Here is a 13,420-nt window from a genome sequence, read left to right on the forward strand (position 1 = left end):
GCTCACGGTGTTTATCAGCAGTTCACATCTGTTACCCATACCAGCCAGCCTAGCTCCTCAACCGATGCTGCTTCGGTTTGCTACCTATAGTCCTCACGGTCCATAGGCACCCTTGCGGGGGATACATTGTCAGGAGAGCTTCACACCCCACCGTTGCCAGTGACGCATGTCTCCCTAGGCTACCGCTAGTCGCATAGCGGGTTCCCTGCCAGAACGTCCTTTCGGGCGTTTCCGGTCGAACCATAATGCGCAGAGCTTTACGCTCCGGGACCTCACTTCTTACTTCCGTGCCCCCATGTAGGCGGGCGCTTGACGGTGGTGCTCCCTCGCGAGTGCAGACCTCCGTCCCAAGACCGTAGCGCCAATCCATCCGGATCGGTTTAAATGCTATGTGGCGTTTGCGCAACAAAAAGCCGCTGCGCATCTGCCCGCGTCCTCCGGAGAGAGGCGTTTACAGAGAACTCGCCCAAAGGCGAGCGTCCCCGCCCTTGGGCAATGGCTGGATGTTGATCCAGCAGAAAGCAAGCCGTGGAGTGCCAATAATCCGGCTCCCACAGTACATCGGACTCCCCTGGCTGTTCGGCTGGGTTCGTCTAAGCAAGAAATTGGTTGGGATTGGACGGTCTGGCCGAAGCCTTTCCGTGTCCCAACAAGGTCGATGCTCCTTACGTTGGAGCTACCCGGACACGAGAGTGCGTGTCGCACGCGAACCTGCATTGTAGCGGGCTTGGGGGCCAGTCGCAGGGGTTTGTACCGATTGGATTATTGCGATCTGGCGTGTTTCGCGACTTGTGAAATTTAACCTAACAGGTGACCGCCACCCCGAACTCCTGGCGGAAGTCCGGGCGGCCTGAAGCCCGCTGTCAGAGCGGATAGTTGTAATCAATAGACAGCGGCGCGTGATCGCTGAACTTCTCATCTTTATAGATCGAGCACACATGCGCTGTGGTGGCAATTTTCGGGGTCGCCAGGTGGTAATCGATACGCCACCCGACGTTCTTGGCATAGGCCTGCCCGCGGTTGCTCCACCAGGTGTATTGCTCGGGGCGCGGGTCGAGCTGGCGGAATACGTCGACATAGCCGTGCGTATCGAATAGCGCACCGATCCACGCCCGTTCTTCCGGCAGGAAGCCCGAGTTCTTCAGGTTGCCCTTCCAGTTCTTGATGTCGATTTCCTTGTGCGCGATGTTCACGTCGCCGCACAGCACGATTTCGCGCCCGCTGGCCTTCAGCTGCAGCAAGTGCGGCAGAAAAGCCTCCATGAAGCGGAACTTCGCTTGCTGGCGCTCCTCAGAACTCGAGCCGGATGGCACATAGACAGAGATTACGGCAAGGTGCGGGTACTGCACTTCGACGTAGCGGCCCTCGCCGTCGAACTCAGGGTTGCCGAAGCCGGTGACCACGCGCTCGGGCTTGTGTCGTGTGTAGAGGCCGACACCGCTGTAGCCCTTCTTCTCGGCGTAGTGGAAATATCCGTGGTAACCATGTGGCGCCAGGAACGCTTCAGTCATGTCGGCGGCCTGTGCCTTGAGTTCCTGTACACAGACCATGTCCGCGTCCTGCTTGCCCATCCACTCGAAAAAGCCCTTCTTGGACGCGGAGCGGATGCCGTTGAGGTTGGCGCTGATAATCCGTAACATGCGGGAAATTTTTGAATTCAGAGAGAAAAGATGACGCAGCAGACCACGCCTTCGACTACGCAGCAAGCGGGCCAGCCGGACCTCAGCCAGACCTTCATCCGCTTCGCGCTGGACGCCGGCGTGCTGTCCTTTGGCGAGTTCGTCACCAAGGCGGGCCGCAAGTCGCCGTACTTCTTCAATGCCGGCTTGTTCAACCAGGGCGCCATGCTGGGCCAGGTGGCGCAATTCTATGCGAAAACCCTGCTGGCCTCGGGCGTGCAATTCGACGTGCTGTTCGGGCCGGCCTACAAGGGCATCACGCTGGCCTCGGCCACCGCGGTGGCGCTGGCCGGCCTGGGCCGCGATGTCGGCTTCGCCTACAACCGCAAGGAAGCCAAGGACCATGGCGAGGGCGGCACCCTGGTCGGCGCGAAGCTCCAGGGCAAGGTCGTCATCATCGATGACGTGATCTCCGCGGGCACCTCGGTACGCGAATCGATGCAGCTGATCCGCGCCGCGGGTGCCGAACCCGCCGCCGTGCTGATTGCGCTGGACCGCATGGAAAAGAGCGGGACAGCCGAGCAGATCGGCACGCACTCGGCGGTGCAGGACGTGCAGCGCGAATACGGCGTGCCCGTGATCGCCATTGCCAGCCTGAAGGACTTGCTGGCCTACCTCGACGCATCGAACAATCCGTCGCTGTCGGCCTCGCGCGAGGCGGTGGCTGCCTACCGGCAGCGCTACGGCGTCTGACGGAAATCGCGGCGCCGGGCGCCGCGGCAGGACTCTTCACTCGGCAAGGAGCATGGCGTGGCGGGCAAGGAACGGCAGGAAACCCAGGAAGCCGTGAAACGGCGAGCAACACCCGCGCGGACGCGCAAGGCGACGCCGGTACAACAGTGCGGGCCTGAGGAAGACCTGCCCAAAGGCCCCGAACCGGGCCGTCCGCCCCATGAGGCCTACGCCGTGCGCGCGCTGGTGCTGCAGGGCGGCGGGGCGCTCGGTGCCTATCAGGCGGGCGTCTACCAGGGGCTTGCGGAAGGCGGCATTTACCCGAACTGGGTCGCGGGCATCTCCATCGGTGCATTGAATGCGGCGATCATTGCCGGCAATCCGCCGGAGCGGCGCGTGGAGCAACTGCGCGCGTTCTGGGAGTACATCTGCGCACAGCCCTGGCTGCCAAGCCTTTCGCATTCGGCAATGTTCGAAAACGCGGAGTCCTGGCCCGAGCCGCTGCGCGTCTGGTTTGACGGCCTGCACGCCGCGCGCGCAATGTTTGAAGGCCAGCGCGGATTCTTCCTCCCGCGCAACTGGCTGGAGCTGGTCACGCGCTACTCCGACCCGACGCGCGCGAGCTACTACGACACCACGCCGCTCAAGGCCACGCTCGAGCGCTTTGCCGATTTCGACCTGATCAACCGGCCCAAGGAGATGCGGGTGTCGGTGGGCGCCGTCAATGTCCGCACCGGCAACTTCGCCTATTTCGACAATACGCGCGACACCCTGCGCCCCGAGCACTTCATGGCGTCCGGCGCGCTGCCGCCGGGCTTCCCGGCGGTGGAGATCAACGGCGAGTACTACTGGGACGGCGGCCTGGTCTCCAACACGCCGCTGGCCGAGGTGCTGACGGCCCAGCCGCGCCGCGACGCGCTGATCTTCCAGGTGGATCTCTGGAGCGCACGCGGCAAGCTGCCGCACGATCTCAGCGACGTGGCCGAGCGCCAGAAGGATATCCAGTACTCCAGCCGCACGCGCACGATCACCGACTATATGCGCGAGCAGCAGAACTTCCGGCGCATGCTCAGTGAAGTGATGGCGCTGGTGCCGCCTTCGAAGCGTGACGACGCCTGGTACCGGCGCGCGGCCGAGCATGCATGCGATGCGCGCCGCAATGTGATCCAGCTGATCTATCGCGACAAGTCGTTCGAGAACAGCGCCAAGGACTACCAGTTCGGCTCGCTCGCCATGCACGAGCACTGGTCCAGCGGACTCGACGATATCCGCGAAACGCTGCGCCATCCGCACTGGCTGGCAATGCCGAGCCGCGAACACCCGTTCGCCACCCACGACGTGCACCGCGGCAACGGCGACCGCGAGTGATGACGCGGCGGCAGCGCTGCCGCGATCGCGCTACTCGATCCTGACCTTGGCCAGGTCGGCCTGCGGTGGCGGATAGGCCGGCCTTAGCTGGCGGAACACCTCGGACAGGATTTCGGCCACCATCAGGTTGCGGTGGGTCTTGGAGTCCGCCGGCACGATATACCACGGGCATTCCGGCGTGCTGGTGGCCGCGATGGCCGCCTCGTAGGCGTCCATGTAGGCCTTCCAGTGCTTGCGCTCGGCCAGGTCGATCGTATCGAATTTCCACTGCTTCTGCGGATCGGCCAGGCGCGCTTCCAGTCGCGCCTTCTGCTCGTCTTTCGAGATGTGCAGGAAGCATTTCACGATGGTGGTGCCGGTCTCGGTCAGCAGCGTCTCGAACGCGCGGATCTGCCGGTAACGCCGCTCGCATTCGTCGTCATCGATCCAGCCATGCACGCGCGTGATCAGCACGTCTTCGTAGTGGCTGCGGTTGAACAGCACGATCTCGCCTGCCCTGGGCACCTGCAGGTGCACGCGCCACAGGTAGTCGCGCGCGAGTTCTTCCGGGGTCGGGGCCTTGAAGCTGGCCACGCGGATGCCAAGCGGATCAAAGCTGCGGAACACCGAACGCACGGTGCCGTCCTTGCCGCTGGTGTCCATGCCCTGCAGCACCACCAGGATCTTGCGCCGGTGTTCGGCGTAGAAGATGTCCTGTTCGAGATCCAGTTCCGTGCTCAGCTGCGCGATGCGGGCCTGATCGACTTCCTTGTCGCCCTGCGTGAAGGGCTTGCTGCCCGGGTCGAAGCCGGCAAGGCTGAAGCGCTTGCCCGAAGTGATGCGGAAGTCGTGCAGCGGCATGGGTGCTCCATCGTTTGGCCGGCGGCAGGGCCCGGCAGTTTGTTGGGGAGCCCCGCCGCATGGATGCAGCGATAAAGCGAAGCGGGGCGCACAGGCCCCTATGGTCACGCCGGCAGGGCGGCCAGGTCAATGGTGCCTTCGAACACCGTTGTGGCCGGGCCGGTCATGCGCACGGGGGCCGCGCCACCATCCCAGGCGATGCTCAGGTCGCCGCCGTGCGTGTGGACCTTCACCGGGGAATCGAGCAGGCCCCGGCGGATGCCGGCCACGACAGCCGCGCAGGCACCAGTGCCGCATGCAAGGGTTTCGCCTGCGCCGCGCTCGTACACGCGCAGGCGGGCGGTATGACGGTCGACCACCTGCAGGAACCCGGCGTTGACGCGGTTCGGGAAGGTCGCGTGATGTTCGATCAGCGGGCCGTCCTGCAGCACGGGGAAGTTCTCGACGTCGTCCACCACCTGCACGGCGTGCGGGTTGCCCATCGACACGGGGGAAATCCACGCAGTGCGGCCGTTGACCTCAAGCCCGTAGAGGGTGTCGTCGGCTTGCGTGCGAGTCGGCAGGCCCTCGGGGCGGAATGGCACGCGGGACGGTTCCAGTTCGGGCGCGCCCATGTCCACGGTGACCTGGCCGTCATCCTGCAGCGTCAGCGTGATCACGCCGTTCATGACTTCGACGCGCACCGAACGCTTGTCGGTCATGCCCTTGTCGGTGACGAAGCGCACGAAGCAGCGTGCGCCGTTGCCGCAGTGCTCCACCTCGCTGCCGTCGGCATTGAAGATGCGATAGCGGAAATCCACATCGTCGCGCGTGGGCTTTTCCACGATCAGCATCTGGTCGGCGCCCACGCCGAAATGCCGGCTGGCGAGCGCGCGCCACTGCTCGGTGGTCAGGTCGAGCTTCTGGTGGATGCCGTCGAGCACGACGAAGTCGTTGCCGGCACCGTGCATCTTGGTGAACTGGAGTTTCATGGTGCGAATTGTAGCCGCGCGAGGCCGGGCCTGCCGGCTGCGTTCAGTAGATCGGTGGTTCGCCGGGCGGGCGATTCTTGAAGCGCTTGTGCACCCAGTAGTACTCGGCCACGCGCGGACGGATGCAGTCCTCGAAGAAGGCGTTCATGCGGCGCGTATCCTCGGCCACGCTGTCGCCGGGGTAGTTTTCCCAGGCCGGCAGGATGCGCAGCACATAGCCCTGGTAGTCGGGCAGCATCTCCGTGTAGATCGGCACCACCCTGGCCCCGGTCATGCGCGCCAGGCGCGAGACTGAAGTCAGTGTCAGCGCCTGCACGCCGAAGAAGGGCGCGTATTCTGAATCGCGCTCGCCGAAATCCATGTCGGCAATCAGCTGCAGCGCCTCGCCCTTCTTCAGGCAGCGCAGGATGTCGCGCGCGCTGTCGTTACGCGAGATCATCTTCGCGCCGAAGCGGCCGCGTGCATGCTTGAGGAAGCCGTCGAACAGCTTGTTCTTCTGCGCGGTGTACAGCGAGGCACCGGAACGGCCCACGTGTTCGCGCAGGTGGATGGTCAGGCGGATGGCGCCGGCTTCCACGCCGGACAGGTGCAGCGTGACCAGGATATGCGGGGTGCCGTCCATGGCGACCAGGTCCGCCTGGTCGTCGATCTGCACCCAGCGGCGCATCTGCGCTTCGCTGCCGGTCCAGAAAATGCCGCGCTCGGCAAAGCTGCGGAACACGGTGCGGAACGACTGGCGCGACAGGGCGTCGATCTCGGCTTCGCTCTTGTCGGGGAAGCAGGCGCGCAGGTTGGCCTGCACGATCCGGCGCCGGCTGCTGGGTACCAGATAAAGCAGGCCGCCCAGCCCTTCGCCGAAACGGGCAACGAGTGGATAAGGCAGCTTGCCCAGCACGGTCAGCAGGCCGATGCCGAGCCACGTAAAGATACGGCTCATGAGTGGGAGGTTTCGGTAGCCGCCAGCGTGTCCCGCGTCGGATGCTGCACGCCGGACGGGGTCTTGTAGCGGTTGTAGCCCCAGAGGTATTGCGTCGGCGCGATGGCGACCAGTTCCTCCACGGTACGGTTGATGACAGCGGCAGCTTCGGCGGGATCTTCCGGCAACATGCCGCCATCGTTGATGACGCGCAGATGGCCGCGATAGCCGGCGCCGCGCGGCAGGCGTTCGCCGAAGATGGCGACCACCGGGGCGTTCGTGAGTTGCTGCAGCCGGTGAACCAGCGCCATCGTATAGGCCGGTTGGCCGAAGAAGGGCGCCCAGTTGCCTTCGCCGCCGCTAGGTACCTGGTCGGGCAGGATGCCGACGGCCTGCCCGCGCTTGAGCGCCTTGACCAGCATGCGCACGCCGCGCGGCGTAGCCGGTGCCATGGCCATATTGGGACGCGTGCGCATGCGCTCGATCCAGTCGCGCAGCCAGGGCTGGTGTGGTGGCTTGAACAGGGCCGTGACCGGGCGCAGCAGCGCGTGCGATTGCGGCAGCACTTCGAAACAGCCGAGATGCGGTGTCAGGATGATGATGCCGTGGCCGCGCGACTGCAGCTTTTCCAGTTCCGGCCACAGGTAGTCATCGAAACCATACAGCCGGGCACCGATTTGCTTGCGGCTCCAGAAGTACGGCATTTCCAGGATCATGCGGCCGCCCGAGCGGGCCGCTTCGGCAATCATTGACTCGGTGGCGTCGGGAAAAGCCAGCAGGAAGTTCTCCCGCAGGCGGCGCCCGTAACGGCCCGGCAGGCGGGCCGCCAGCAGGCCGAGCGCGCCGCCCATGGCCTGGAGCACGCGCAGCGGCAAGCGGGAGAGCAGCCAGAACAGGAAAGTCATCGGTTGTGGCGTTGGTGAAGCGGCCTGAGGTATTCGTATGCAGGGCTCAGGATCCGGGCGGTTTCTGCCGTAACCCTGTATCGGACCGGCGTGCGCCGGTGCACGGTGGCCTTGGGGCCACCGGCTGCATTGTGCCGGCAGGCGCGTATAATAGCGTGTATCGCCGAGTTAACTGACAACTTGCGGGGCGATACCGCTCTAACCGAGCGGCCTCAAAATACCGCTAAAGCGTCGCCGCCATGACCCGACAGGCTGGCACGCAATAGCCAACCTGGAGAACAAGTTCGTGGCAAACGACTTCCTTTTCACTTCGGAATCTGTATCCGAAGGCCATCCCGACAAGGTCGCAGACCAGATTTCCGACGCGGTCCTCGACGCCATCCTGGCGCAGGACAAGTACGCGCGCGTGGCTGCCGAGACGCTCTGCAACACCGGGCTGGTCGTGCTGGCCGGGGAAATCACCACCACGGCCAACGTCGACTATATCCAGGTCGCGCGCGACACCATCAAGCGCATCGGTTACGACAACACCGACTACGGCATCGACTACAAGGGCTGCGCGGTGCTGGTCGCGTATGACAAGCAATCGCCCGACATTGCCCAGGGCGTGGACCGTGCCTCCGACGATTACCTGAACCAGGGTGCCGGCGACCAGGGCCTCATGTTCGGCTACGCCTGCGACGAGACTCCGGAACTGATGCCGTTCCCGATCTATTACTCGCACCGCCTGGTCGAGCGCCAGTCGCAACTGCGCCGCGACGGCCGCCTGCCCTGGCTGCGTCCGGACGCCAAATCGCAGGTCACGGTGCGCTATGTCGACGGCCGTCCGCACAGCGTGGACACCGTGGTCCTGTCGACTCAGCATGCCCCCGACATCACCCAGGCCCAGATCCGCGAAGCCGTGATCGAGGAAATCATCAAGCCGGTGCTGCCGCCGGAGATGCTCAAGGACACCAAGTACCTGGTCAACCCGACCGGCCGCTTCGTGATCGGCGGCCCGCAGGGCGATTGCGGCCTGACCGGCCGGAAGATCATCGTCGATACCTACGGCGGCGCCTCGCCGCACGGCGGTGGCGCATTCTCGGGCAAGGATCCGTCGAAGGTCGACCGCTCGGCCGCCTACGCCGCCCGCTACGTGGCCAAGAACGTGGTCGCCGCCGGCCTGGCGCGCCAGTGCCAGGTGCAGGTGAGCTACGCCATCGGCGTGGCGCGCCCGATCAACGTGACCGTCTACACGGAAGGCACCGGCAAGATTCCTGACGCGAAGATCGCCGAGCTGGTGCAGGAGCACTTCGACCTGCGTCCGAAGGGCATTGTGCAGATGCTGGACTTGCTGCGCCCGATCTACGAGAAGACCGCGGCTTACGGCCACTTCGGCCGCGAAGAGCCGGAATTCTCGTGGGAAGCGACCGACAAGGCCGCCGCCCTGCGCGCAGCCGCCGGCCTGTAAGTCGCTGCCGCTCCGGCACGAAGCCCCGCCGGCCGCTGGCCCGCGGGGTTTTTTGCGGGTGTTACTTCCGCTCCGCGATGCGCGTGCCTTGATATCCATCAAGAACAAATCCCGGGGCCATCCTATCCTGTGCGGCGGCCGTCACCCCAGCAGCGCGTAAAATGCGTGCATTCGGCAAACCGAGAACGCCCATGCCATCCGCTTCCACTTCGTCAGCCCAGCTCGACCTGATCCGCCCGCAGCCATACACCGACTGGTCGCCCACGGTGGATGCCGCGACGCGGGCGGACCTGCGCCGCCAGCTCGAACAAGGCGCGGTGCTCTATTTCCCCGACCTGCATTTCCGCTTCGAGCCGGGCGAGGAGCGTTTCCTCGACAACCGTTATTCGGATGGCAAGTCCAAGAACATCAACCTGCGCGCCACTGACACCGCCGTGCGCGGCGCGCAGGGCACTGCGCAGGATCTTGCCGACCTGTACCGGCTGATCCGCCGCTATGCCGAATTCAGCGAAAAGCTGGTGCTGTCGCTGTTCCCGGAATACGGCCCGTACATGACGCGCGCCGGCACGTCGCTGCGCCCGAGCGAGATTGCCGGCCGCCCGGTGAGCTGGCGCAAGGACGACACCCGCCTGCATGTCGATTCCTTCCCGTCGAACCCGCTGCTGGGCCAGCGCCTGTTGCGCGTGTTCCACAACATCGACCCTGCCGCGCCGCGCGTCTGGCGCGTTGGCGAGCCGTTCGCCGATTTTGCGCAGCGTTTCGTGCCGAAGACCCATGGCATGTGGCCGGGACAGGCGTGGCTGATGAAGCAGCTCCACATCACCAAGCGCAAGCGCTCGGAATACGACCACCGCATGCTGCAGCTGCACGACCTTGCCAAGGCCGACCTGGACTATCAGGCCAACGTGCCGCAGCAGGAATTCCAGTTTCCGCCGGGATCGACGTGGATTGTCTTCAGTGACCAGCTGTTGCACGCGGCCATGCGTGGCCGCTCGATGATGGAGCAGACCATCTACCTGGACCCGAAGGCCATCTCCGACCATACCCATTCGCCGGAAGCAGTGCTGTCACGCATGCTGGGCCGGCCGATGCTGGTCTCCTGACCGTCCGGACGTTCCGCGCAGCCGCATCGGCGGCCGCCGGGCTTCACTTCCCGCCGGGCCAGCGCCTACACTGGTCTTCAGGCTTGCCATCCTCCGGGAGCGGGCAGAGGGCGCACGCCCCGCCGCGGTCTCCGGAGTCGCGGGGAGACAGATGGAAACCACGTATGACTATGTCGTTGTCGGCGCGGGTTCGGCCGGATGTGCGCTGGCCGGGCGCCTGGCCGATAGCGGCAGCGACAGTATCGCGCTGATCGAGGCAGGCCATCACGACCACCATGTGCTGGTGCGCACACCCGCGGGTGCCGCGCTGATGCTGCCGCATGTCGGCGCGCGCAACTACGCCTACGAGACCGTGCCGCAGCCTGGCCTGAATGGCAGGCGCGGCTTCCAGCCGAGGGGGCGCGGGCTCGGCGGCAGCTCGTCGATCAATGCCATGATCTACACGCGCGGCCGGCCGGCGGACTACGACGCGTGGGCCACCGCGGGCTGCGACGGCTGGTCCTGGGATGATGTGCTGCCGTACTTCCGCCGTGCCGAGTGCAATGCTCGCGTGGCCGGCAGCGACGACGATCCGTTGCATGGCGGCACGGGCCCGCTCCATGTGGCGGACCTGCGCACGCCCAACCCATTTGGCCAGCATTTCATCGACGCCGCGCAGCAGGCCGGCTATGCGCGCAACGACGACTTCAACGGCGAGGAGCAGGAAGGTGTCGGCTGGTACCAGGTCACGCAGCACGAAGGCGAGCGCTGGAACGCCGCGCGTGCCTACCTGCATGGCGGCAATGCACGCGACAAGGCCTGTAACGGCGGACGTGCCGGCCTGCACGTGCTGACCGGCATGCAGGTGCTGCGCATTGTGTTCGAAGGCAGGCATGCGGCAGGCGTACTGGCTGTGCGCAACGGCCGCCAGCACCTGCTGCGCGCGCGCCGCGACGTGATCCTGTCGGCCGGCACCTTCGGCTCGCCACAACTGCTGATGGCTTCGGGCATCGGGCCGGCGGCGCACCTGCGCGAGCTTGGCATACCGGTCGTGCATGATTTGCCGGGCGTGGGCGGCAACCTGCAGGACCACCTCGACATCATCCTGCAGAAGCGCCTGGCTGCGCCCGAGTTGTTCGGCCTTTCGCTGGGCGGCGCCATGCGCTTGTTGTCGGAGATGCTGCGCTACCGGCGCGAGCGCGCGGGCATGATGAGTTCGAACTTTGCCGAGGCGGGCGCGTTTATCCGCAGCCGCCCGGGGCTGGCCGAGCCCGACCTGCAGCTCCATTTCGTGGTGGCCATGGCGGATGACCATATGCGCACGCTTCGCTTCGGCCATGGCTATTCGTGCCATGTATGCGTGCTGCGCCCGCGCAGCCGTGGCGAAGTGCGGCTCGACTCGCCCGATATGCGGCGCCCGCCGCGCATCGACCCCGGCTATCTGTCGGATCCACGGGACCTGGACGACATGGTGGCCGGCGTGAAGATCGTGCGCGGCATCTTCGCCCAGCCGCAGCTTGCCTGCTTCGGCGGCCGCGAGCTGTATTCCGCGCACCTGCATGCCGACGGCAGCGACGACGCGGCCGTGCGCGAGATGATCCGCGAGCGCGCGGACACCATCTACCACCCGGTGGGCACGTGCCGCATGGGCATGGATGCGCTCGCGGTGGTCGATCCGCAACTGCGCGTGCGCGGGGTCGAGGGCCTGCGCGTGGTCGATGCCTCGATCATGCCGACGCTGATCGGCGGCAATACCAATGCGCCGGCCATCATGATCGGCGAGCGCGCGCACGACCTGATCCGCTACGCGCCGCGCGTGCTGCTGCGGATCCGGGAGACCATGGAGGCCTGAGGCGCGGCACCGCCCTCAGGCGCTCCAGCCGCGTTCGAATACCCGCTTGAGGGCCTCGGCTTCCAGGTCGAGCGTGCCGAACACGCGCCCGTGCTGGCGGCCCAGCCGGCTCGCGACGAAGGCCTCGGCGTTCTCCGCGTCGGCATGCGCCAGCATCAGCGCGGCCTGCGCGGTCAGCACCAGTCCCTGCGCGAAGCGCCGCGCGCTGGCTTCGAGCTGTTCCGCTGGCTCGCGCAGCATGGCCTGCAGCGACGCCAGTTCCGCGCGTACGGCGGGATGTGCCGTGGCGCGGCGCGACAGGTCCTGCAGCAGCAGCGCCGCGTCATCGGGCGTGCGCTGGATCGCGCGCAGCACGTCCAGGCACATGATGTTGCCCGAGCCTTCCCAGATCGAGTTGACCGGTGCCTCGCGATAGAGGCGTGCCATCGGGCCGTCCTCGACATAGCCGTTGCCGCCCCAGACTTCCATGGCCTCGCCGGTGGCTTCAATCGCCCGCTTGCAGATCCAGAACTTGGCAGCTGGCGTCACCACGCGTTTCCATGCCGCGGCGAGCGGGTCGTCGTCCGCGTGTTCGAAGGCATGGGCCAGTTCCATCATCAGCAGCGTGGCGGCTTCGCTTTCGAGCGCCAGGTCGGCCAGTACGTTGCGCATCAACGGCTGGTCGGCAAGCAGGCGGCCAAAGGCGCTGCGGTGGCGCGTATGGTGCAGGGCCTGCACATAGGCGGCACGCAGGATCGCGGCGCTGCCGATCACGCAGTCGAGCCGCGTGCTCGTCGCCATCTCGATGATGGTCGGGATGCCGCGGCCTTCCTCGCCGATCAGGATGCCGCTGGCCTCGCGGAACTCGACTTCGCTGCTGCTGTTGGAGCGGTTGCCGAGCTTGTCCTTCAGGCGCTGGATCAGGATCGGGTTCTTGCTGCCATCGTCGCGAAAGCGCGGCACGAAGAAGCACGACAGCGGTCCATCCGCGGCGCCCATGCGCGCGACCACGAGGTGCGCGTCGCACATCGGCGCGGAGAAGAACCATTTGTGGCCGGTCAGCAGGTATTCGGCGCCACGGCCCTCTGCGCCCACGGGGCGGGCCACCGTGGTATTGGCGCGCACATCGGAGCCGCCTTGCTTCTCGGTCATGCCCATGCCGATCATGATCGCGGTCTTGTCGCGCCAGGGCAGGTCGCGCGCATCATGTTCCTTCGCATACAGGCGCGGCTCCAGTTCGGCGAACAGGGCGGTTTCCTTGCGCAGCACGGGAATGCTCGCGAAGGTCATGGTGGTCGGGCACAGTGATCCCGACTCGACCTGCGCCTGCAGAAAGTAGCCCGCGGTACGCGCCATCCACGCGCCCGCGCGCGGCTCGGCGAACGGCAGCGCCTGCAACTGCTGGCTGCGCAGCAGCGACAGCAGCGCGTGCCAGCTCGGGTGAAACGTGACCTGGTCGATGCGCTCGCCGGTGCGGCTGTATGCGTGCAGTTCGGGCGCATACCGGTTGGCATCGGCGCCCCAGGCCAGCACTTCGGGCTCGCCCAGGCGCGCGCCATAGCCGCTCAGCGCGGCGGCGTGCCAGCCGCCGCCTCGTCGCTCCAGCGCGTCACCGACGATCGGATCGCAGCCAAAGAGGTTGTAGTGCGCGAGGTCCGGCACCTGGTTGAAGACGCGGTGCGTGGCGGCGTCGGTCATGATGTCTC

At 66.0% G+C, this 13,420-nt stretch carries 11 protein-coding genes; 5 read left to right on the plus strand and 6 right to left on the minus strand.

From position 1 onward, the window contains the following. Positions 1 to 863 precede the first annotated feature (863 nt). Positions 864 to 1,640 carry an exodeoxyribonuclease III gene (locus tag CupriaWKF_RS01050; RefSeq protein ID WP_276099206.1) on the minus strand — a complete coding sequence of 259 codons (777 nt, stop codon included), beginning with the start codon at positions 1,638 to 1,640 and terminating at the stop codon, positions 864 to 866. Between the two features lie 30 nt (positions 1,641 to 1,670). On the opposite strand from CupriaWKF_RS01050, the gene pyrE reads away from it, so the two are divergent. Both pyrE and CupriaWKF_RS01060 read left to right on the plus strand, forming a co-directional pair. Then, complete coding sequence (gene pyrE / locus CupriaWKF_RS01055; protein ID WP_276099207.1) at positions 1,671 to 2,372, plus strand: orotate phosphoribosyltransferase; 702 nt, start codon at positions 1,671 to 1,673, stop codon at positions 2,370 to 2,372. A gap of 57 nt (positions 2,373 to 2,429) precedes the next feature. Further along, on the plus strand, positions 2,430 to 3,719 hold the full coding sequence (locus CupriaWKF_RS01060) for a patatin-like phospholipase family protein (RefSeq protein WP_276099208.1): 1,290 nt from the start codon (positions 2,430 to 2,432) through the stop codon (positions 3,717 to 3,719). 30 nt (positions 3,720 to 3,749) lie between these two features. Here CupriaWKF_RS01060 and CupriaWKF_RS01065 read toward each other — a convergent pair whose 3' ends face one another. The 4 genes from CupriaWKF_RS01065 to CupriaWKF_RS01080 form a co-directional block, all read right to left on the minus strand. Then, the gene (locus CupriaWKF_RS01065) at positions 3,750 to 4,559 is read right to left on the minus strand and encodes a polyphosphate kinase 2 family protein (RefSeq protein WP_276099209.1); all 810 of its coding nucleotides are present in this window, start codon (positions 4,557 to 4,559) and stop codon (positions 3,750 to 3,752) included. Positions 4,560 to 4,663: 104 nt separating this feature from the next. After that, entirely contained in the window at positions 4,664 to 5,530 is an 867-nt protein-coding gene (gene dapF / locus CupriaWKF_RS01070) for a diaminopimelate epimerase (protein ID WP_276099210.1), read from the minus strand. 43 nt (positions 5,531 to 5,573) lie between these two features. Then, on the minus strand, positions 5,574 to 6,467 hold the full coding sequence (locus CupriaWKF_RS01075; protein WP_276099211.1) for a lipid A biosynthesis lauroyl acyltransferase: 894 nt from the start codon (positions 6,465 to 6,467) through the stop codon (positions 5,574 to 5,576). Then, positions 6,464 to 7,351 carry a lysophospholipid acyltransferase family protein gene (locus tag CupriaWKF_RS01080; RefSeq protein ID WP_276099212.1) on the minus strand — a complete coding sequence of 296 codons (888 nt, stop codon included), beginning with the start codon at positions 7,349 to 7,351 and terminating at the stop codon, positions 6,464 to 6,466. Before CupriaWKF_RS01080 ends, CupriaWKF_RS01075 begins: the two co-directional genes overlap by 4 nt. A 286-nt stretch (positions 7,352 to 7,637) precedes the next feature. Between CupriaWKF_RS01080 and metK the strand changes: the two genes are divergently transcribed. The 3 genes from metK (at position 7,638) to CupriaWKF_RS01095 (ending at position 11,735) form a co-directional block, all read left to right on the plus strand. Beyond that, complete coding sequence (gene metK / locus CupriaWKF_RS01085; protein WP_276099213.1) at positions 7,638 to 8,801, plus strand: methionine adenosyltransferase; 1,164 nt, start codon at positions 7,638 to 7,640, stop codon at positions 8,799 to 8,801. Between the two features lie 191 nt (positions 8,802 to 8,992). Further along, complete coding sequence (locus CupriaWKF_RS01090) at positions 8,993 to 9,904, plus strand: Kdo hydroxylase family protein (protein ID WP_276099214.1); 912 nt, start codon at positions 8,993 to 8,995, stop codon at positions 9,902 to 9,904. 151 nt (positions 9,905 to 10,055) lie between these two features. Next, complete coding sequence (locus CupriaWKF_RS01095) at positions 10,056 to 11,735, plus strand: GMC family oxidoreductase N-terminal domain-containing protein (RefSeq protein ID WP_276099215.1); 1,680 nt, start codon at positions 10,056 to 10,058, stop codon at positions 11,733 to 11,735. A gap of 15 nt (positions 11,736 to 11,750) precedes the next feature. On the opposite strand, the gene CupriaWKF_RS01100 is transcribed toward CupriaWKF_RS01095, so the two are convergent. Further along, a complete protein-coding gene (locus tag CupriaWKF_RS01100) occupies positions 11,751 to 13,412 on the minus strand; it encodes an acyl-CoA dehydrogenase family protein (RefSeq protein ID WP_276099216.1) in 1,662 nt (553 codons plus the stop codon). Positions 13,413 to 13,420: the final 8 nt, after the last annotated feature.

Source organism: Cupriavidus sp. WKF15, from assembly GCF_029278605.1.
Classification (GTDB): domain Bacteria; phylum Pseudomonadota; class Gammaproteobacteria; order Burkholderiales; family Burkholderiaceae; genus Cupriavidus.